Here is a 21,366-nt window from a genome sequence, read left to right on the forward strand (position 1 = left end):
AATATTTACAGTGCAATTACTCCTTTAATTTTTGCTGCTTTTTCATAAACATCAATGATCGACTGACTATTCGGCATCATTGATTTGATCGTCACGCTTACATATTTCCCCTTGGAAGAAGGTTTTAAAACCATCTCGTTGTTGGGCAACAAAACTCCAATCTCATTTTCTTTGCCATTGGGTACAATAAATTTAAACATGTACAAAGTAGGGAAACTGGTCTCTTTTTCCAGCTTCTCTTTGAAGGTTGAATTATTCGCTATTTTTTCCATCAATTAATCAACCAATTTTTTTTAAAATTAAATCCCTAGAAAGCAAAAAATCCCATTCTGAATTCAGAATGGGATTTTATAAACCTTTCAGGTATCTTAAAAAAACTTGTACCTATAATCTTTCACTCCGGCAAGCTCTTCCATTGCCATCATTATCATATAAGCAGTTCTTTGAGAAGCACTGGCTGTAATTTCATTTTGATAGCGGGTATAATCAGCAATCTCTGTGGCCGGTATAAGGCTATTAAGCTTGGCTACAATTACTCCTATATCTTCAGATATTGGCGCTGTCATATCTCCTGAGTTTTGAAGACCAAATACTGCGCCGATTGCTTTAGGGGCAAAACCTATGCCGGGCAATACACTCGCATTCATCTTCAAATCCGGAGTTGTTCCAATAGAAGCATCAGGATATACTTCTTTGATGGCCTCTAATGTCTCCAATCCTTTGATCTTCTCTTTTATTATTTCTGCTTTCTTCTCATTTCTCAAGGCGATAGTCGCTTGTGCCCTAATTTCAGGATTTTGTATTGTTCCTTCTCCTTCCTCAGTCATGCCTGTCAAAAGCGCAACAACATATGCATCATCCAACTCAAAAACAGTGGACACTTTGCCAATAGAAGCATCATTGAAGGCCCATCTTACAATTTCCCTAGCGGAAGTCATATTGTTCAGGGTCCTTGCATTGGCTCCCACATTATTGGCGGCCAATACCTGATAATTTTCCGTACTTGCATTTTCCTCAAATGAAGCTGCATCATCAGAATTAGCTGCAAAGAAATCTGCATTCCTGAAAATATCATTTCTGGTAATATCACTGGCAATAAGTTCCAACTCAAGAACAGCTACTTTTTGATGTTTGGTCTGTGCCAGTTCAGTAACCTTAATGATATGGTATCCATATTCCGTCTCCACCAATTTATTAATTACACCAAGAGATTTGGTAGCAAAGACGGCATCTGCAAATTCCGTCACAAAGTTATCTTTAAAAAACCATCCTAGATCACCCCCTCGTTGGGCTGTTCCGTCTTGCCCATATTGGGCAGCTGCAACCTCAAAGTTTCCTGTTTCATTCACCTCATCCAATACTTCTTGAGCTCTGGCTTTCACTTCTGCTTTGGCATCCTCATCCATTCCTTCAGTACTCAAAAGAATATGACTGGCTCTCATTCTGGCTGGACCTTCGTAGCTGTCAGTAATTTTATAACTCAAATAACTTGAATTATTACTCAAGAATGGCCCATAAACTACACCTACCTCAGGATTATCCACGTTGTTAGTAAAATTAACTGGCAATGGATCTCCGGGAAAAACCGTAATAAATGGATTGGCCGCTTCTGAATTTCTAATTACAAATGCAGAATCTGATGGTGTCTCTTTTAACTCTACTGTTAAGTTTTTAATCGTTTCCAAGGTAGTAGCGGAATCTTCAGCACTAGGCTGCAGCGGAAAGCGAACATACTTAATGTTTCTGCTTTCTTCCACTTTATATTTATCTTGGTTTTCATTTATATAAGACTTTATCTCTCCCTCTGAAAGAGAAACAACAGAATCAGACACTGCATAATATGGGATTTGAATATGACTAACATCCGCAATGGTATTGGCCATTTTGTGTTGCATTTTGGCTTCCACAGAATTCGCATACTCAGAAGTAGCCAACATATTGTCATATTTGATTCTTAATCTGGAGTCTGCAAACAACTGTTCTTGTTGCGCCCAAAACATTTGTTGTTGTGGATCGGCAGATTCTAGCGATTGAAGAAATGTGATCAACTGAGACCTGTCAAACTCTCCTGTTTCCGGATTTGTTAATTGTCTTCTTAGTTCTCCAATGATGTTTTTACCTTGAACCATATCAACAAGCTCCTCATCCGAAACCTCTAAGCCTAACTCTTCATATTGCTGGGCAAATATTTTTTCCACAATAAGCGCTTGCCAAGCTTGATCTCTGATACTGGAAAGTTCATTCTCAGAAGGGTTTCTCCCAGTGTTTTGCTGAAAACTGAGTTTGGTTTGTTCAATTTTCTGAACATACTCTTCGTAGGAAATGTCTTCTCCTGCAATTTCGCCAACAGTCGTTCTGCTGGATCCCAATAACATGGAGTTGGGTCCTAAAAGGTCGCCTCCTACTAAAAAGAATATAAGTCCTACAGCGATCACACCGATCGCAAGACCTGTTCTTTGTCTTATTTCTTTAATTAATGCCATTCTCCTATTTTTTGAAGTGTCGCAAAATAATTACATATAGTGGTAAATTCAAAATATTACTGCATCTATAAATAAAGTATTTCTACAACGTTGGTTATTCTATCTTAATTTTTACTGTATCTATTCGATGATCTTGCTTGGAAACGATGGTAAAAGTAAAAGGCCCATAGCTCACAAATTCTCCTTTTTGAGGAATACTTTCTGTCAGGGAGAGTATAAATCCCGCCAGTGTTTCAAACTCTCCTTCAGGCAAATTCCATTCATATTTTTCATTCAGGTAATCAATTTCATGTCTAGCGCTGAGCAGATACTCTCCATCAGCTACTTTTTGATCAATTAAATCATCGTTATCATATTCATCTTCTATCTCTCCAAAAATCTCCTCTATGATATCTTCCATGCTCACTATCCCACTTGTACCCCCAAACTCATCCACTACCAAGGCAAGGCTCTTCCGCTCTTTTATAAATTGAACCAATAATTCATTGGCCAAAGCAGATTCGGGAACAATAATGATGGGGGTCAAGATATCTTCTATCTCTTTGGGTTTTTTGAATAACTCTAGGTGATGACAGTAACCTATTACATCATCAATGGTTTCTTTATAAATAATAATTTTGGAATGCCCACTTTCTACAAACAATTCTCTTAAATCGGAAATAGGATCTTCCACCTCCATCGCCACTATATCTGTTCGCGGAACCATGCATTCTCTAACCTTTACTTTTTTAAAGTCTACAGCATTGTCAAAAATTTTGGCATCAATATCAATATCCTCCCCTTTGGTGTCCATATAGTTTTGGATAAAACTATTTAGATCTGTGATGGTATAGGCAGGTTTATCATCATTATAATCCAGATTAAGCACCTTAACGATAACAAATTTAGACAGCCCTACTACCACCCACACTACCGGATACATCAAATAGTAAATCACAGCAAATGGCAAAGAGAAAAAGGCAAGCAACCTGTTGGGATTCAGTATAAAAATACTCTTTGGAATAAATTCTGCAGTAACCAATACAATCAGGGTAGACAATATGGTTTGAACAATCATAATCCCTGCTTGCGTATTGATCGCTTCCGGCAAAAACAAACTCAAAGGTGGCTCTAATAAATAGGCCATAAAAATACCATAAAGCACCAAACTAATGGTGTTTCCCATCAAGGAAGTACCAATAAACTGTCCTGGATTCTGGATAAACCCGGCTAAAATTTTCCCGGAAAACTTACCTTGTTTTCCCTGAAGTTCTATCTGCAAACGGTTGGCTGACACGAAGGCAATTTCCATTCCCGAAAACAAAGCAGAAAAAAACAGACTGATGAGTACTAAAAGTAAATAATTACTGTCCATTAATTTTTCTTGCGTTTACTTTTATGCTTACCCGGTTTTTTTTCTTCCGGCTTTGACTCTTCCATTTTATTCCTTTGGTACATGTGCCAAAACAAAAGCACTATAGCAAACATGAAAAGTGGATAAGAAGCCACGATTCCTGCCTTTATGGTTAAATGAGCCCCTATCACCACCAAGGCGGCTGCTAGAGATAATAAAACTGCACTACTTATTTTCATTTTATTATTTTAGAGAACATTATCTATTTCGCCCGAAACTTTTGTGAACTTATACTGATTAAACCCTTCATCAGCTTCCATTCCTGTACCTTTGATAATTCGGTCAGGCTCTTCCACTGTAACGAATTTGTCAGTATAAATTTTCTTTTTGTTTTTGTCCCAAAACAGCTCTTCGGAATTTAATTTCTGTTCTTTTTCAATGTTATGTACCTGCACATCACCTTCCCCTCTATAAATATTGGTTTTTCTTTCCATATAGCCCCTATCGGCGCGAATGGTCGTGCTTAATTCACCTTCTTTATTATAGAAATGAATAACTATCCCATCAGGAAACTCCGCATCACCATTTCTAAATTCCAGCTGCGTGTCTGCCATTAACTTGGTCCTAACAATCGCCGAGTCACTGTGAAGAAGTTCAACCTCATAACTTGTCCGGTATGGACCTTCATAGGTAGCCAATTGCGTTTTATCCACATCCTCTCTGCAGGCAAAACTACCCATTACAGCCACAGCAAACCACAGAGATTTGAAACCTGTACTTGTTGCACTAATTTCAGTCACCTTTCCAAAGATTTGACGGCACAAATATCGAATGCTCAAACTATTACTAAACTTAATTTCCCTACAAAGGTAAGGACATTTTGGGAGGAATTTTATTTTTTCAAGGGGGATTATGCATGACCATTCATAAGTCTCGAATAAAATGGAGGTTTTCGGCGAAAAACATCCGGCAAATAGACAAAAGGTTTTTAACCGGAAACATGCAATAGACCTTCTATTACGGGCAAAAATCGCTTCATAGAGCCTGATATTCTTGTGATTTAACACCCGCTGAGAAAGTTCCGGACAGCCATCCTAGATCCTATAACATAAGAATGGTTTAACAAAAAAGCGTCTGGTGATTACAATAGAATCACAAAGCCCCAATAGGGCAAAATAAAAGAGACGGTATAAATACCGTCTCTTTTATTCTATGATAGGATAATAATGTATACTTAATCTCTAGAAGCTAAAGTGACCGTCTGGCCTACCCAGCAACCGGTGTTGATGGTTTGACCAACTTGGAATCCTTCTGTGAACAACTCTTCTTTAGAAGGGAACCTTGCTTTGGCATTTGCCATGCCTTTGCTGTCTCCTGCCACTGCGTAGGCATTGTAAGCCGCGATAAAGATAGAATAATCTTTTACTCTACTTTGACCACCTTTACAGATGGATGCAGATGACATAATCAATCCTCCTACGAATGAGTAGGCATCACTTTTTAACTCTTCATTTAGCTCAGCTGCTTTCAATGCGGAAGATCTGGCTTGACCTCTACGACCTAAGTTCGCATGAACCTTAGCCATATCCCATTGGATTTCAGCTTTTTCCTCATCGGTAGTTGCCAAAGTTAAGGCTTTTTCGAAAAGCTCACCAGCTTTCTCATATTCTTGGTTCTGCATGTATCGCATACCCCTTACCTGAGAAGTGGTAAAAGTAGGATTGTCGTTGTCTATGGTTTCAAGCGCCATTAGGAAAACATCACTACTTGTACATTTTTGTTTAATTGCGTACTTAAATATTTGTTTTGCCAACTTTAGGTTGGTAGGATCTTCAGCCAATTTAGGTCCCATATTCTTCTCAATGAAATCACAATTGATAATTTCCATGGCATTTAACAATTGATCAAGCGTACCTCTAGAACTGGCAACATCAGTGCCTGCAGCTTCATCTTCATCAAGCTTACTCATAATAAATTCATATTTCTCAATGACTTCTTCAGGAGTGTAAGCTTTATTGTATGCAAAATTCCTATAGATTGCATCAAAATAAGCTGCATTCAATTGGGAAGGCTCTAGTTTCCCATGAATTTCTATTGCTTTTTCAAACAAATCAGGTACTATTCCAATCTTCTCTTTGTTACTTTTATAATATTGATACGCATAGTATGCCTTATTTACGATCCATTGAGGCTCGTTGTCATAAAGCTCTTTTCTCAAATCATAAATGGTTAGGACAGAATCTTGATAAACACTAATCTCTGCCTCGTCTGTAGCCTCCTTGGCTGCACCATCATAAACTGTTACACCATTAATATAAAGCGCCTCATTTAAGTCGGGGACATTGACAAGCAACCAATTCAAGGGAGCTTTAGCCTTTATAAAATCTTCCGAGTTCATGTAATCATTATACGCAGCGTTTAGCTCTCTTGCTTTTTGTTCCATTTCTGGATCATCCGGAAAATTCCATCCGTCTTGCGCTTGAGCTAGTCCAACCATGAGGAAGGACAAACATCCGATAATTGCAATTTTAATTTTCATGTTTGTCAACATCATTCAAATACTTTTTTGTAAAACCAACTGTTGTCATTTATTGATAACCCTAAAGAAACTTTTATATAATTTTCTCTAACTAATCCATCATTTACTGTTCCTCTTGTTCCTGCCTTCAATGCCAAATTCAATAGGGATAGACTGTATATCGGAATTGAAGTACCAAAATTAATGCCAATATCATCAACATTATTTTGATTCACCTGATAAGGTAGTCGTTCGTATTCAATCCCTGCCCTAATTGTAGACCTACTCAGCAAACTTTCAAGAGAAAAGGCATTGGGTATATATTGCCCCCCAACTGAAATTTTATAGGCTTTTCCCATATTTTCGCTTGGTGAGGAAGCATTAAAAGCCTGATAGGTGGAAAAATCCTGAAACTGCGCTTCAACACCAACCGCAAATTTATTAATTTTTTCATAAGTTACACCATACCCTAGCTTTGCAGGTATGAAAACACTTCCGGAAATATTATCAGCGATAACATCTCCCACACTATTCGGGATGCTAGCTTGGCCAGATTCCGCCATTTTCGCAAATTCACTTCCATTAACGTTACCAAAAACCTGATAAATGGCACCTACATTTAAATATTGCTGATTACCTAATGGTTGGGCATAATATATACCACCCTTAAAAACTACATCACTAAAGGTAAGTCTTTCATAATATTCTGAAGAAATGCCTACTGCATTTAAGTCGGCATCCAAAAGATTCAATTGATTGGTGCGAATGGTGGAGCCAAAAGTATACGCTCCCTCTACGCCTAAACTTAGATTTTTGTAAACTTGAAAACCACTCTGTAAATAAACCTGACTCAAGCCTCCTGTCCCTACGATGGTGTTATTGGATACTAAATCTGTATTTACTACCGGAGAATTGACCGTAATATTATAATCCACTCCTGTCAATTGGTTGAGACCAATACCCATGGTAAACTTTCGTGGGATTATGGGAAAGGACATGGCAACATAGCTTAAGCCTCCTCCATCCAAATCTTCAGAAGACAGCTCTGTTGCAGCAGTCAATTTATTATAATTGAAAGCAGCTTGAAACCCGAAAGCTCCATTTTTTACGGAAACAGCAGGGTTGACATGGTTTACGCTATAGCTATTTCCAAAGCTCACTCCCATTCCTCCCATTCCTTGGTTCTGGGTGAGTCCAGAATTATTGAACACACCAATACCTAAAGAGCTATAGGTAGAGGATGAAAACTGACCGTAACTGATATGATGGATAGCAAAACATCCCATGAATAAAATCAGGGTTGCTACATGTATTTTATTTTTCAACATTGTATATTAAGATTCTGTCCAATCCGTACAGGACCAAATTGGGGATTACAAATATGTGGTCTTTTATTAAGCTTTCAAAGATTTCTGCATCTCCACCACAAATAAAGACCTCTATATGACCAAAATCCTCCCTATACCGCTGAATAAAACCTTGAACTTCTTCTGCTATTCCGTGGTAGATCCCTGAGGCCATACAAGAGGCTGTATCGGTGCCTAGATAAGAAATTTCTTGGTTTTGAACATTTATTAGCGGTAATCTGGCAGTAAATTCATGCATTGCTCTTGCCCTCATCTTTAACCCAGGAGAGATGGCTCCTCCCTGATAAATATTTTTTTTATTTAAGAAATCATAGGTAATGCAAGTTCCCATGTCAATGACTAAAATATTCTCTTCGCTTTTAAAAGCTTTGGCACCGATAACACCGGCCAACCTATCGAGACCAAGGGTTTTTGGAGTCTTGTAGGAATTTGTGATTTCAAGAGGCGTTTCATGATCAAAATACAAGAATGGAAAGGAGAAGGTCTCTTTCAATTCTTTCAAAGACAATTTAACCGAAGTAATCAATACCTTGTCTCCTTTTTTAGGCATCAGGTATTCATTGCATTTGGATAGCTCCGAAAACGAATTTGACTCAAGTAGAGAACCATTTTCAAAAAGTCCGGTTTTTATGCGCGTGTTGCCAATATCGACAACCCAATGCCTTTGTTTCATAACCTTTTAGTAATCTACTTCAAAATTAGTCATTTTACTTTGGAGGCTGATGAGTGATCTGTTATTTTTAGGTCAAGTTTTTCTTTATTTAACAAACTTTAACCCATGGGACCGCAAAGTACTTATACAATCATAGGCCTAATGTCCGGCACATCCGGGGATGGACTTGACGTAGCTTGCTGCGATTTTTACAAAAATGAGACCTGGGATTTTAAAATTATCAAGGCAGAAACCATCCCTTTTCCAGCTGAATTAGAACAATCGCTAAAGGACGCTCACTTGTTAGCTGCAGCAGAATTAGAAGGTCTTGACCTAGAATTTGGACAATGGATGGGGCAAACATGCGCTGAATTTTGTTATAAACACAAGTTAAACCCCATGGCCATTGCATCTCACGGCCATACAGTTTTCCATAGACCGGAAATAAAATTGACCAAGCAAATAGGAAATGGTTATTCCCTAAGCGAAAGCTCCGGTCTACCTGTAATCAATGATTTCAGAAAATTGGATGTGTTTTTGGGAGGTCAAGGTGCTCCCCTAGTCCCCATTGGGGATGCTCAGCTTTTCCAAGAATTTGATTTTGCCCTTAACCTGGGAGGTATAGCCAACATTTCAATGGATGATAATGGAGAAAGGCTCGCTTTTGACACTTGCCCCTTTAATTTACTTTTCAATTACTACGCGTTGAAGTTAGGTAAACCTTTTGATGAAGGTGGGGAATTTGCAAAATCAGGAGTTGTAATTCCTGAAATTCTGGATGCCCTAGAAGGACTATCTTTTTATAAACAAAAAGGGGCCAAATCACTGGCAAGAGAAAACATAACAGAAGACTATTTACCTGTTTTGGACCAAAATAATCAACCCACGCAAGACATTCTAGCCACCTTATCCGAGCATTTTGCGAGTTGTATTGCTAGGGAGGTTTTAAGCCATACCAAAGCTACATCAATTTATCAAAAAATATTGGTAACAGGAGGAGGGGCTTACAATTCCTTTTTTATTCAGAAGCTTGCAAGTAAAATTGAGCCTAAAGTAAACCTAATAATTCCAGAAAAGCAGATTATAGATTTTAAGGAGGCATTGGTATTTGCATTTTTAGGCCTTTTGCGACTTCGCAACGAAAATAACTGCTTGGCTTCAGTGACAGGAGCTTCCCGAGACAACTCTGGTGGGACTGTCTTTGGATACTTCAATTAAAATTGAACAATAGAAATCAACACATGAGAGAATTACTAAAAAAGTTTGAAAACCTGCAGCCGGAAATTGTTTTTGAGTGGAATGACAGTGAAACTGAAGCTGAAGGTTGGTTAGTTATCAATAGTCTAAGAGGTGGAGCAGCTTGGGGTGATACAAGAATGAAGCTTGGACTCGATAAAAACGAAGTGATCCGGTTGGCCAAAAACACAGCAATTAAAAACACTATTTCAGGTCCGGCTATAGGCGGGGCAAAATCCGGAATAAATTTTGATCCCACAGACCCCAGAAAAGCAGGCGTACTGAAGCGTTGGTTCAAAGCAGTTTCTCCGATATTAAAAAGTTACTACGGCACTAGTGCCGGAATAAACATCGATGAAAACAGTGAATTATTGCCCTTATCCGAGGAATTTGGCCTTTGGCACCCTCAGGAAGGCATCGTAAACGCATTAAACAAGAAAGGGGAAGCTGAAAAAATCCGAAAAATTGGTCAATTAAGGCTTGGGCTATCTAAAATTGTCGAAAACCCTCACTATTTACCCACTGCCTCCAAAAAATTTCAAGTAAGAGATGTAATTACAGGTTTTGGTCTTTCTGAGGCCGTGCTACATTTTTATAAAATTTGGGGAGGAAATCCCACCGGAAAGAAAGCCATTATTCAAGGCTGGGGAAATGTAGGCGCTGCGGCTGCTTATTTTTTAGCTCAAAAGGGTGTACAAATCATTGGAATCTTATCATTAGAAGGAGCGATTATTGACAAGGATGGGATAGCACCGGAGACCATTACCTCCCTCTTTTTAAATAAAGAAAACAATAGACTGATAAGTACCAAGCTAATCCCCTATGAAGAGGCGAAGGATCAACTATGGGACTTACCTGCAGAAATTTTTATTCCTGCTGCAAAATCAAGACTGGTTCAAAAAGAGCACCTGAAAAAATTAATCAGTGGTCGACTAGAGTTAATTGTATGTGGTGCCAATTTCCCCTTTGTTGAAAACGATATATTCCTTGGACCGGTCACTAAAATGGCCGATGACAAAATTGCACTAATCCCTGATTTTATATCAAATGCAGGTTTGGCACGAATAGCCGCCTATTTAATGTCTGATAAAGCTCAGATCACAGATGAGGCCATGTTTCAGGATGTGAGTAAAACCGTTTACAATGCACTTAAAAAATGTCACACTTTTAACCCTCAAAAGACAAAAATCGCTCAAACTGCTTTAGAAATAGCCCTCCAAAAATTAAAATGAAAAATACAGCAATCCATTAATAGTTATTAAAATCAGGTTTTTTAACCACTGCCAAGAATTTATTTGGTTACTAATCGACAAAATAGCTAGCTTAGGGAATTAAATAAAGACTACTAAAAACTCCAACAATAATCAAAATTCCTAACTTATCAATCTTTACATAAAAAATATAAGTGAATGAAGAAATATATAGCTTCATGGCTCCTATTCATTGGGCTAATAAGCGTATGCATCCCTGCACATTTACAAGCCCAGGACAATACCAATAACCAGTACATCGCTCAAGCGGAACAACACGAAACAAGTGCAGCGTCTCACGATCAAATTTTGCAAACTGATGCAAATGTTGACCACGAGGTTGAGCACCACCATGCGCCTACTTGGCTGGTTATTCCTTTTGTAGCTCTCCTTCTAATGATTGCTACCGGGCCATTATTTTACGAAAGTTTTTGGCATCACAATTACCCTAAAATTGCTGTTGGCTTGGCTGTAATGGTCGTGCTTTATTATTTATTTGTACTAGGGAATGTCCATAATCCGGTGCATGCTTTGGCAGAGTATGTCCAATTTATATCCTTATTGGCTTCACTGTTTATTGCCTCCGGAGGAATCCTAATTAATGTGGATAAAAAGTCTACCCCTTTGGCAAATGTTCTCTTGCTGCTGACAGGTGCTTTGATATCCAATCTAATTGGTACTACCGGTGCATCCATGTTATTGATCAGGCCTTTTATTCGGTTGAATAAAAACAATATTCAAGCTTACCACATCATATTTTTTATCTTTATGGTAAGTAATATAGGAGGTTCACTTACACCTATTGGAGACCCTCCTTTATTCCTAGGGTTTTTGAAAGGCGTTCCTTTCTTTTGGACACTGGCCCACAACTGGCCGGCTTGGATCTTAGCTTTGATCATTTTAGCTGTACTATTTTATTTCGTCGATCGAAAATACGGAGGCAAAGGGGATGGTGTGGTTCTCGAGGAACAAACACAATACAGTAATAAGATTTCCCTTAAAGGAACGAAAAACTTCCTTTGGCTTTTAGTAATCATCATTTCAGTATTCTTGGATCCCAATGTCTTAGAATGGGTACCTGCAATACATTACGATGGACAGAAATTCAGTTTCCTTCGGGAGGCTATCATGCTATCTGTAGCCTATTTCTCCTATAAATTTGCTGATCAGGAAGCCTTGTCAGGAAATGAGTTCAATTTTGAACCCATTAGAGAAGTCGCATTTATTTTTATCGGCATATTTGGAACCATGATGCCGGCCCTTGAACTGGTAGGCACCTTTGCTCAATCCGAAGAGGGATCTGCTTTGATTACACACAACACCTTGTATTGGGGCACTGGAATCCTTTCCGGCTTCTTAGACAATGCGCCGACCTACTTGAATTTCTTAGCAGCCGCCATGGCATCTCAAGGAGCTGATATAAATATCATTCATGAGGTCAAGGATTTTGCCATGAACAATTATTTAAACTCAGCCTTTGAGTTGATGGCTATTTCTATCGCCTCTGTTTTCTTTGGGGCCATGACCTATATTGGCAATGGACCAAATTTTATGGTAAAATCAATTGCAGAACAAAGTGGAATCAAGATGCCTTCCTTTTTTGGATACATATTAAGGTTTTCAATTCCCATCTTGCTTCCAATCCTGTTCATTACATGGTTGGTGTTCTTTGCTTTTGTTTAAAACCAAAACAACCAATAGGTATTACCTTAGGTATTGAAACCACTTTAACTCAGCATTTTAGTTTTCACCCTACCTTTTGAAAGGTAGGGTGAAAACTTATTTTTTATTTTAGCGATGGGAAGCACCTATACAGCGCCTATAGCTGAATTCAAATCAATGGGGAAATTGAATAGGATATCAATAGGTAGATGTCCTTACAAATCATTTAATTTACCCTTAGAATTATAAAAGAAAAAGACCTAAAATAAATCTTATTTACCGAGTGTGAAAAAGAAAAAAGGCCACTTAGTAAATCCTAAATGGCCTTTTTCTATAATTTATAAAGGTTATATCACTTCTGCTTCCACTTGTAATTTGGTCCCCGGAAGAAACCATACTTTTTGGTCACCGGACAAAGTATAAGAATCAATGCCTTTATCTTCAATAGTTATCTTCCCTTCTACCGTAGACTTGTAAAAAAGATTATTGACAACAGAAAGAATTACTATTTCCACTACCTTTCCTGACTGCTTTTTAACTTCTATTCGTTTGATATCCCCTTTTTCACCAGGTTTAAGCCGATGTATCAGAAGACCTTGTGTTTCCTCAGTTTCATAGGAAGCAGCCAATGCGGCTTTGTTAATATCTGCTTGGAAAAAGAAAACCATTTCCTGTCTCCAAGTCAAACTATCCATGACAAAATCCACCGATTCGGTTTCATCATTAAAGCGAATTACTTTGCGGACTTCAGCAGAGCCAAGCATTTCAATATTTTCTTCCAAGAAATCGGAAAGTGGGAAATAAGCTTCAATCTGTATAGGATTAGCAAATACCACTTTCTCATCATCACTACAAGAAATCAAACAGCCCAGTACTAGTAATAGGCACAATACTTTCTGGCAATTGCCCATTATAATTATCCTTTCAGAAGAACATCTCCTGTCATTTCGCTAGGTTTGTCTACACCTATTAATTGAAGGATGGTTGGTGCCAAGTCTCCTAATTTACCGTCATTTACCTCCAACTGATCATGTTTATCTACCATAATGCAAGGCACAAGGTTGGTGGTATGAGCTGTATTGGGAGTGCCATCTTCATTAAGCATGACATCACTATTGCCATGATCGGCAATAACGATAATGGTATAATCATTGGCTAGAGCCGTTTCGATTACTGAAGATGCACATTCATCCACTGCCTCACAAGCCTTTACTGCCGCATCAAATACCCCCGTATGACCTACCATGTCTGCATTGGCAAAATTCAAACAAATGAAATCGGCTTCTTTTTTAGGAAGTTCTTGGTTGATCTTTTTTGCAATCTCAAATGCAGACATTTCCGGTTGCAAATCATAAGTAGCCACTTTAGGACTATTGCACAATATCCGGTTTTCCCCTTCAAATTCTTTTTCTCTACCTCCGGAGAAGAAGAAAGTTACATGTGGGTACTTTTCGGTTTCTGCAATTCTTATTTGCTTTTTATGATTTCTTTCCAGAACTTCTCCTAAGGTATTCTTAAGATTATCTTTTTCAAAAACCACACCTATATCTTTGTATTTTTCATCATACCTACTGAAAGTGACATAATCGAGATCAAGCTTTTTCATGTTATAATCAGGAAAATCTCTTTGCGTCAATACTTCGGTAATCTCTCTACCTCTATCCGTTCTAAAGTTAAAACATATTACGGTATCACCTTCTTCTATAGATGCCAAAGGTTTGCCTTCCTCATCCACTTGAATTATTGGCCTTATAAATTCATCCGTCACCCCATTGGCATAAGATTTACGGATTGCCGACAGCATGTCTTTAGATTTTTCACCTTCACCATTTACCATGGCATCATATGCCAATTTGACTCTTTCCCATCGGCTATCCCTATCCATGGCATAATACCTACCAACAATGGAAGCCACTCTTCCTGCGGAGTTTTCACAATGATTTTTAAGGTCTTCTAGAAACCTTAAGCCGGATTTTGGATCAGTATCCCTCCCGTCGGTAAAGGCATGTATAAATACATTTTCATCCAAACCATTGGCCTTAGCCGCATCACATAAGCCTTTTAGGTGGTAAATATGTGCATGCACGCCGCCGTCCGATACCAGTCCAAGAAAGTGGACTTTTTTACCATTGGCCTTGGCTTTAGCAAATGCTTCTTTCAATACCGGGTGATCATTTAAATCCCCATCTTTTACTGCATTATTTATTTTAACCAAGTCCTGATAAACCACCCTACCGGCTCCGATGTTCATGTGACCAACCTCTGAATTGCCCATTTGGCCTTCAGGAAGGCCAACAGCCAAACCTGAAGCTTCTAATTTAGAATGAGGATATTTTTCAAATAAACTGTCGATAAAAGGCGTTTTGGCTTTATCAATAGCAGAAACTTCAGGATTAGGAGCGATACCCCATCCATCTAGTATCATCAATAAAACTTTTTTATCCATGTCTTTTTCTATTGGTTTCTATCAAATAAAAATTCCGAAGGAAGTACTGTAATTGCACCTAAAATTCATTAGTATACTCATCCCAGCATTTCATCCATTACCACGCAAATATAAGACAATAAAAGAAAGAGGTCAGCAAATTGAGGAATATTATCCGTAAGGGATTGTCAAAAACAAAGCTTGTAAAATTTCATTAAACAAAATTTCATATTACTGATATTTTGGTCTGGAATTTGATAGAGATTTGAAATGTTACGCTTTAATTCAAAATTTCTACTTGTAGGTATTTTCTTGTTTGCCCATTTATTTGTAGGCTTGGCACAAGAAAAAAACGCATCCATCATCACCGCATTTCAAAAGGGTTCAAGCAAAGCCCTTTCCTCTTTTTTAGGCAAAATGGTTGAGATCCGTTTTGACAATAGCAAAAAAGATTTCTCCAAAAGTCAGGCAGAAATCGTTCTGGCCAATTTTTTTAAGAGCAACCCGGTAAGGAGTTTCAAACTACAAAAAGAAAATAAAATTGATGCTAAAAACAGCTTTCTAATAGGTACTTACACTTCAATTAACAATCAATTCAGTGTATTGATCAAGGGTAAAGAACAAGATGATGGCAGATGGCTGGTAAATAGTCTGGATTTTGTTAAGAAATAAATTATCCTGTTGGTAGGAAATAATTTCTTATTTTTGGCTTATCATGAAAGACTATATCACAGCAGAAGGGTTAAATCAATTTATGGATGCCGCATTTAAGGAAGATGTAGGCGTGGGAGACCACTCCACATTGGCATCCGTTCCAGCCAATCAACAAGGAAAAGCAAGCCTTTTAATTAAGGAAAATGGCATCATTGCCGGGTTGACCTTGGCTGAAAGGATATTTAACCACTATGACTCCAACTTGGAAGTCAACTTACTGATGAAGGATGGGGATGCTGTAAGCTATGGAGACATTGGCCTTACCGTCTCGGGAAGTGCCCAATCCATACTTACGACCGAAAGACTGGTATTGAATTGCATGCAAAGAATGAGTGGTATCGCCACCAAAACACATCATTTCAATCAATTAATCCAACATACAGAAGCCCGATTATTGGATACTCGAAAAACCACTCCTAATTTCAGAATGCTGGAAAAATGGGCAGTGGCGATAGGAGGAGGACAAAATCATCGGTATGCCCTTTATGACATGATCATGCTTAAGGACAACCACATTGATTTTGCCGGAGGAATAGCAGAAGCAATCCATGCCACCAAAGCTTATTTGAAAGACAATAAGCTTGACTTAAAGGTGGAGATTGAAACCAGAAATTTAAAGGAAGTTAAAACTGTACTTGAAATAGGTGGTGTAGACATCATCATGCTAGACAATATGTCCCCACAAGAAATGAAAGAGGCGGTTGGCCTAATTGATAAGCAATACACAACAGAGGCATCCGGAGGTATTAATGAAAGCTCCATCGTCGCTGTAGCTGAATCCGGAGTGGATTTCATATCAGTAGGCGCCCTTACCCATCAGGTTCAAAGTTTAGACATTAGCTTAAAGGCCGTAAGGTATCATCCGCAAACTGCAGATTAACCAAATGTGCATAATGTCCACCTTCTTTGGCGCTTAACGCCTCGTGATTTCCTTCTTCGATAACTTTACCATCTTTAATCACATAAATTCTATCTACCTTCCTAATGGTAGCCAATCTATGTGCTATAATAATGGTGGTTCTTCCCTTCATTAATTTATCCAGCGCTTCTTGAACCAATGATTCCGTTTCGGCATCTAATGAGGAGGTAGCTTCATCCAATATCAAAATAGCCGGATCCTTTAATATTGCTCTTGCAATGGCTATTCTTTGCCTTTGCCCACCTGACAATTTGATTCCTCGCTCCCCAACCAAAGTATCAAAGCCATCAGGGAATTTATCAATAAACTCCAATGCATTTGCCTGTTTAGCAGCCTTTACTATTTCATCATCACTGGCACCGGGCTTAGCATACCTGATGTTTTCTCGGATAGACCCACCAAACAACAACACTTCTTGTGGCACCATTCCAATATTCTTTCTTAAGCCCTGAGGATCCCAATCTGCAATGGATTTCTCATCCAATAAAATGGCTCCGCTTCCCAAGTCATAAAACTTTAACAACAATTGAATAATTGTAGATTTACCGGCTCCACTATGCCCTGCCAGTGCAATTTTTTCTCCCGGTTGCGCATGTAAAGAAATCCCATCCAGCACACGGTATTCAGGCCTGGTGGGGTAATGAAACATTACCTTATCAAACCGAATAGAACCTTTAATAGGGCTAACCGAGCTTAGGCTTTTTTGTTCCTCTGTTTTTTCATTTAAGATTTCCAATACCCTTTCAGAAGAACCAATGGCTTTTTGAATTTGCCCGTAAATATCTCCCAAACCGGCAATAGACCCTCCAATAAATGTGGTGTACAACACGAAGGAAACGAGGTCTCCTACACTCATCTCTCCTGCACTTACCAAAGTAGCACCATACCAGATTACCGCAACAATGCCCCCAAAAAGAGCGAAGATGATAAAGGAAATGAAAGCCCCTCTAAATCCGGCGGCTTTTAATGCAACCTCTACTACACTATTGAGTTTATTTCTATACCGATTAATTTCATAATTTTCTCCGGTAAAGGATTTCACTGTTGCAATGGACTGTAAGGTTTCCTCCACCACCACATTGGCTGAGGCAAGAGCATCTTGGGTTTTCTTGGATAGCTTCCTAATGAATTTTCCAAATATCATTGCTATTACCACAAGTACTGGAATCGTAATCAACATAAAAAGGGTAAGCCGCGGAGTGGTATAAAACAGAAATATTATCCCGGCTAGAAGCGTAATAATTTGTCGTAACAATTCTGCCAAGGTTATGGAGAAAGTGTCTTGGAGCATTGTTACATCAGAAGTAATCCTACTAATTAGCTCCCCCGTTCTTCGCTGGTCAAAAAATGTCATTGGCAATCTCACCAAGCGCTCATACAATGCGACTCTAATGTCCCGCATCGAGTTTTCACTGACCTTGGCAAAAAGCCAAACCCTAAAAAAGGAAAATATACTTTGAATAAATAATATCCCAATCAATACAAAGGTAATTCCATTGATATCATTTATTATCCAATCTTTCCCTGAAGCGGCATCAATTAACTTACCTGCCACATAAGGGAAAGTCAATAACATCAAGCTGGAGAAAAATAAAAAAACCATCCCAATAATAAATGGCACTTTATAGGGCATGGCAAACTTGAAAATCCCAAATAGCTTTTCGAAGTTCTTTTTATTTAATTTTCTTTTGTCGCTTTCTTCTATAGGTAAACCTCTTTGCTTAGCCATTGATAATACTATTTTTTACCTGTTAATAACTTAAGTTTTACTTTTTATTTTGGGTGAATAACCGGCCCAAACGGCGAAATAATTGCTTTTCTTTTTCCCAGAAAAAAGCAAATTGCCCAAAAATAAAACCATATATCAAAAGGAATAACTGATATAATGGCAATACCAATAAAAGGTAAATAACCGTTTTCAAGAAACTCCCTTTACTGGCATCGAAGCCTAAAAAATCAAAAATGGGTTGCTTAATCAATAAAATGGTGAAGCCTGTACAAGCAAACACAACCAAAACCAGCACTACCTGCCAAAGACTTTTTAGCTGCCACTTGGTTTGAAGTTTTTTTAGAAAATTGGATTTGTTTGCTTGCGGCTCACCCATCTACATACTTTTAACTGAAGTCAAACAGGCCATTATTCAGGCATTGTAAGGCTTGATTTTTATGTTTACCGTCAACTAACAAGGACACATTGTGCTTGCTTCCTCCGTAAGAAACCATTCTTAACGGAAATTCTTCCACACTATCAATAATTTTATTGAGGACCTGTTTCTCTTCCATAATAGAATTACCAACAATGCAGATAATAGAGAGGTAATGATCAACTTCCACTTTTCCCAATTTCTGCAATTCAGCAGTAATTTCCTTTAAATGGGTGATATCATCAAGAGTTAATGAAATGGCCACCTCCGAAGTGGTAATCATATCAATTGATGTTTTGTATTTTTCAAATATCTCAAAAACCTTCCTTAAAAATCCATGTGCCAAAAGCATCCGACTGGATTTTATTTTAATGGCTGTAATGCCATCTTTGGCGGCTATTGCTTTAACACCTACCGTACCTTCCCCTTCTCCTGTAATGGTAGTCCCAGCTGCACTAGGCTCCATGGTATTGAGAAGTTTCACAGGTACATTGTGAGATTGGGCAGGCCATATAGAAGCCGGATGTAAGATTTTCGCACCAAAATAGGCCAACTCAGCCGCTTCATCAAAAGACAGTTGAGCAATTGGTCTGGTTTGGTCTACCACCCGAGGATCATTGTTATGCATCCCATCAATATCAGTCCATATCTCCACCACAGAGGCTGACAAAACTGAACCTATCAATGAGGCCGTATAATCACTTCCTCCTCTTTTAAGATTATCTACCTCATTCAGGTGATTTTTGCATATATAACCTTGGGTGATAAAAACAGTTTCATTGGAATAACTCGCCAATATGGCTTGAAGCTTTTCGCCAATCCTGCCGAGGTTGGGTTCATCATTTTCATCAATGCACATGAACTCAAGTGCGGGTAAGAATACTGCAGGAATTTCATTTTCCTGAAGCAAGGTATAAAACAGCTTGGTGGATAGTAATTCCCCCTGAGCCAAAATATCCTTATTAATGGCTTCATTAAAGGATATCTTAAGAATTATATTCAAAAACTCAAAATGCTCATTAATAATTTGCAAGGCCTTGGCCTTTCCTGCCTCTGAGCTCAATAAGTCTTGATGAAATTTAATGTAATGCTCATGAAGACTTTGAATTTTTTCCTTGGCTTCATCCTTTTTCCCTGCAGACAAAGATTCTCCTATCGCTACCAATGCATTGGTAGTGCCAGACAAGGCTGACAGCACCACAATTTTCCTTTCATCATCTACTGTGATCAGATCTTTTACCTGATGCATTCTTTCCGGCCTTCCTACAGAAGTACCGCCAAATTTCATGATTTTCATTAGAATACCAGATTTATGATATATGTTTTTATTAGCTGGCCTTAAAAGCCTAGCATTTTTATCGCCGTAATGGCCGCTTCATCTCCCTTATTACCATGTTTCCCTCCTGCTCTATCCAAAGCTTGCTGCTGATTTTCCGGTGTCAGAACACCGAAAATTACAGGCTTGTCATATTTCAAGCCAACTTGAGTAATTCCATTGGCTACCGCATCACAGATAAAATCAAAATGACGTGTTTCACCTTGAATTACACAGCCCAAACATATCACGGCATCTATTTCTTCGAGTTTTGCCAACCACTGTGCACCTAAAGGCAGCTCAAAGGATCCGGGAACGTTCTTTCTATATATATTCTCTTTTTTTGCACCATAGCCCAAAAGGGTTTCAACTGCTCCACTATAAAGCGAAGAAGTAATTTCATCATTCCATTCAGCCACCACCAGGGCAAAGGTCTTATCACTTATATCCTGAATATTTTCTTGGGTATGCTGACTTAAATTTTTTAATGAGGTAGCCATAAGTTTACTATTAATTCACAAAAAAAGAGTAAAACCAATCAGGTCTTACTCTTTCTTATCAATGATTTAATTCATATCAATTAGAAGCCAGACCTTGGAGGCGGGCTTTATGCTTTCGAGCTTCACTGTATTCATAAGCATTTGAATACTTCGTTTCTATTTCTTCGTAAGTAGCAATGGCTTCATCCAAATCACCTGCTTCTTCATAGGCAAGAGCCAATTTAGCTAAATATTTTGGCGTGAAAAACTCATTGACTTTATAATTGGCAGCATCTTTATAATAGTCGATGGCAGCATCTAACTCGCCAAGCTCCATATAAGCATCCCCAATTAATGAATAGGCATGCGCCTGTACCAAGAAGTCAGAAGATGAAAACTTTTTCAAGTGATCAGCTGCAGATTGAAATTCACCTTGAGATAGATAAATAGAGCCTACATAGAAATGAGCCAGATTAGACGCATCTGTTCCGCTGTATTCATCAATAATGGTGAGAAATCCGGGTTCCACACCATCCCCATTTAAAGCAAAGTCTAAACTATCCTGTTCGAAATAGTAAACCGCTTGAAACATTTCTCCTTGAGCCTTCTCATTTTGATTGGCTTTATGTATCTGAAACCCAACAATCCCGGCGATAATTAAAATTACCGCGCCAATGGCTCCACCAACAAATTTGGCGTTGTCCTTTAAGAAGGTCTCCCCTCTTCCAAGGCGGTCTGCAATCGCTTCCGGATTCTCAAGAAGCTCATTGGATGTATCAGTAGTCGGTTTCCCTTTTTTGGTCTTTTGAGTGGCCATCATTTTTAATTTTGAGTGGCAAATATAGATTATGTTTTAATGAATAACAAAA

20 protein-coding genes are annotated in these 21,366 nt (G+C 38.4%); 5 read left to right on the forward strand and 15 right to left on the reverse strand.

The features are described 5' to 3' along the window. Nucleotides 1-5 precede the first annotated feature (5 nt). From Q4534_RS09860 to Q4534_RS09895, 8 genes are all read right to left on the reverse strand, one after another. Entirely contained in the window at nt 6-272 is a 267-nt protein-coding gene (locus Q4534_RS09860; protein WP_303613004.1) for a DUF493 family protein, read from the reverse strand. A 96-nt stretch (nt 273-368) separates the two neighbouring features. Then, the gene (locus tag Q4534_RS09865) at nt 369-2,483 is read right to left on the reverse strand and encodes a SurA N-terminal domain-containing protein (protein WP_303613005.1); all 2,115 of its coding nucleotides are present in this window, start codon (nt 2,481-2,483) and stop codon (nt 369-371) included. Nucleotides 2,484-2,577: 94 nt separating this feature from the next. After that, complete coding sequence (locus Q4534_RS09870) at nt 2,578-3,837, reverse strand: hemolysin family protein (protein ID WP_303613006.1); 1,260 nt, start codon at nt 3,835-3,837, stop codon at nt 2,578-2,580. After that, nucleotides 3,837-4,055: a hypothetical protein gene (locus Q4534_RS09875; RefSeq protein WP_303613007.1), complete on the reverse strand. Its 219-nt coding sequence runs from the start codon at nt 4,053-4,055 to the stop codon at nt 3,837-3,839. Before Q4534_RS09875 ends, Q4534_RS09870 begins: the two co-directional genes overlap by 1 nt. Nucleotides 4,056-4,064: 9 nt before the next feature. Beyond that, the gene (gene lptC, locus Q4534_RS09880; protein WP_303613151.1) at nt 4,065-4,556 is read right to left on the reverse strand and encodes an LPS export ABC transporter periplasmic protein LptC; all 492 of its coding nucleotides are present in this window, start codon (nt 4,554-4,556) and stop codon (nt 4,065-4,067) included. A gap of 494 nt (nt 4,557-5,050) precedes the next feature. Beyond that, nucleotides 5,051-6,355 carry a tetratricopeptide repeat protein gene (locus Q4534_RS09885; RefSeq protein ID WP_303613008.1) on the reverse strand — a complete coding sequence of 435 codons (1,305 nt, stop codon included), beginning with the start codon at nt 6,353-6,355 and terminating at the stop codon, nt 5,051-5,053. A gap of 11 nt (nt 6,356-6,366) precedes the next feature. After that, on the reverse strand, nt 6,367-7,662 hold the full coding sequence (locus Q4534_RS09890) for a hypothetical protein (protein WP_303613009.1): 1,296 nt from the start codon (nt 7,660-7,662) through the stop codon (nt 6,367-6,369). Then, on the reverse strand, nt 7,649-8,374 hold the full coding sequence (locus Q4534_RS09895) for a type III pantothenate kinase (RefSeq protein ID WP_303613010.1): 726 nt from the start codon (nt 8,372-8,374) through the stop codon (nt 7,649-7,651). Before Q4534_RS09895 ends, Q4534_RS09890 begins: the two co-directional genes overlap by 14 nt. Nucleotides 8,375-8,479: 105 nt before the next feature. On the opposite strand from Q4534_RS09895, the gene Q4534_RS09900 reads away from it, so the two are divergent. The 3 genes from Q4534_RS09900 to Q4534_RS09910 all read left to right on the forward strand — a co-directional run bounded on the left by Q4534_RS09900 (nt 8,480) and on the right by Q4534_RS09910 (nt 12,522). Further along, nucleotides 8,480-9,571, forward strand: coding sequence for an anhydro-N-acetylmuramic acid kinase (locus tag Q4534_RS09900; protein ID WP_303613011.1), 1,092 nt, complete (start codon nt 8,480-8,482; stop codon nt 9,569-9,571). Between the two features lie 23 nt (nt 9,572-9,594). Next, nucleotides 9,595-10,821, forward strand: a complete 1,227-nt coding sequence (locus Q4534_RS09905; RefSeq protein ID WP_303613012.1) for a Glu/Leu/Phe/Val dehydrogenase dimerization domain-containing protein — start codon at nt 9,595-9,597, stop codon at nt 10,819-10,821. Nucleotides 10,822-10,998: 177 nt separating this feature from the next. Continuing rightward, a complete protein-coding gene (locus Q4534_RS09910) occupies nt 10,999-12,522 on the forward strand; it encodes a sodium:proton antiporter (protein WP_303613013.1) in 1,524 nt (507 codons plus the stop codon). A gap of 326 nt (nt 12,523-12,848) precedes the next feature. Here the strand turns inward: Q4534_RS09910 and Q4534_RS09915 are convergent, their stop codons facing one another. Then, entirely contained in the window at nt 12,849-13,412 is a 564-nt protein-coding gene (locus tag Q4534_RS09915) for a hypothetical protein (protein ID WP_303613014.1), read from the reverse strand. Nucleotides 13,413-13,417: 5 nt separating this feature from the next. Beyond that, complete coding sequence (gene gpmI / locus Q4534_RS09920; protein WP_303613015.1) at nt 13,418-14,947, reverse strand: 2,3-bisphosphoglycerate-independent phosphoglycerate mutase; 1,530 nt, start codon at nt 14,945-14,947, stop codon at nt 13,418-13,420. A 249-nt stretch (nt 14,948-15,196) separates the two neighbouring features. Here gpmI and Q4534_RS09925 point away from each other — a divergent pair, with 249 nt between their 5' ends. Further along, a complete protein-coding gene (locus Q4534_RS09925) occupies nt 15,197-15,598 on the forward strand; it encodes a DUF4783 domain-containing protein (RefSeq protein WP_303613016.1) in 402 nt (133 codons plus the stop codon). Between the two features lie 43 nt (nt 15,599-15,641). Then, a complete protein-coding gene (gene nadC, locus Q4534_RS09930) occupies nt 15,642-16,520 on the forward strand; it encodes a carboxylating nicotinate-nucleotide diphosphorylase (protein WP_303613017.1) in 879 nt (292 codons plus the stop codon). On the opposite strand, the gene Q4534_RS09935 is transcribed toward nadC, so the two are convergent. The 5 genes from Q4534_RS09935 to Q4534_RS09955 form a co-directional block, all read right to left on the reverse strand. Next, nucleotides 16,477-18,288 carry an ABC transporter ATP-binding protein gene (locus tag Q4534_RS09935; protein ID WP_303613018.1) on the reverse strand — a complete coding sequence of 604 codons (1,812 nt, stop codon included), beginning with the start codon at nt 18,286-18,288 and terminating at the stop codon, nt 16,477-16,479. The genes nadC and Q4534_RS09935 overlap by 44 nt on opposite strands. A gap of 37 nt (nt 18,289-18,325) precedes the next feature. Continuing rightward, a complete protein-coding gene (locus tag Q4534_RS09940) occupies nt 18,326-18,664 on the reverse strand; it encodes a DUF6787 family protein (RefSeq protein WP_303613019.1) in 339 nt (112 codons plus the stop codon). Between the two features lie 10 nt (nt 18,665-18,674). After that, a complete protein-coding gene (locus Q4534_RS09945) occupies nt 18,675-20,000 on the reverse strand; it encodes an aspartate kinase (protein ID WP_303613020.1) in 1,326 nt (441 codons plus the stop codon). A gap of 41 nt (nt 20,001-20,041) precedes the next feature. Beyond that, a complete protein-coding gene (gene ribH, locus Q4534_RS09950) occupies nt 20,042-20,518 on the reverse strand; it encodes a 6,7-dimethyl-8-ribityllumazine synthase (RefSeq protein ID WP_303613021.1) in 477 nt (158 codons plus the stop codon). Between the two features lie 76 nt (nt 20,519-20,594). Then, nucleotides 20,595-21,314: a tetratricopeptide repeat protein gene (locus Q4534_RS09955; RefSeq protein ID WP_303613152.1), complete on the reverse strand. Its 720-nt coding sequence runs from the start codon at nt 21,312-21,314 to the stop codon at nt 20,595-20,597. Between the last annotated feature and the right edge of the window lie 52 nt (nt 21,315-21,366).

Source organism: Cyclobacterium sp. 1_MG-2023 (assembly GCF_030546805.1).
In the GTDB taxonomy this organism is placed as follows: Bacteria; Bacteroidota; Bacteroidia; order Cytophagales; family Cyclobacteriaceae; genus Cyclobacterium.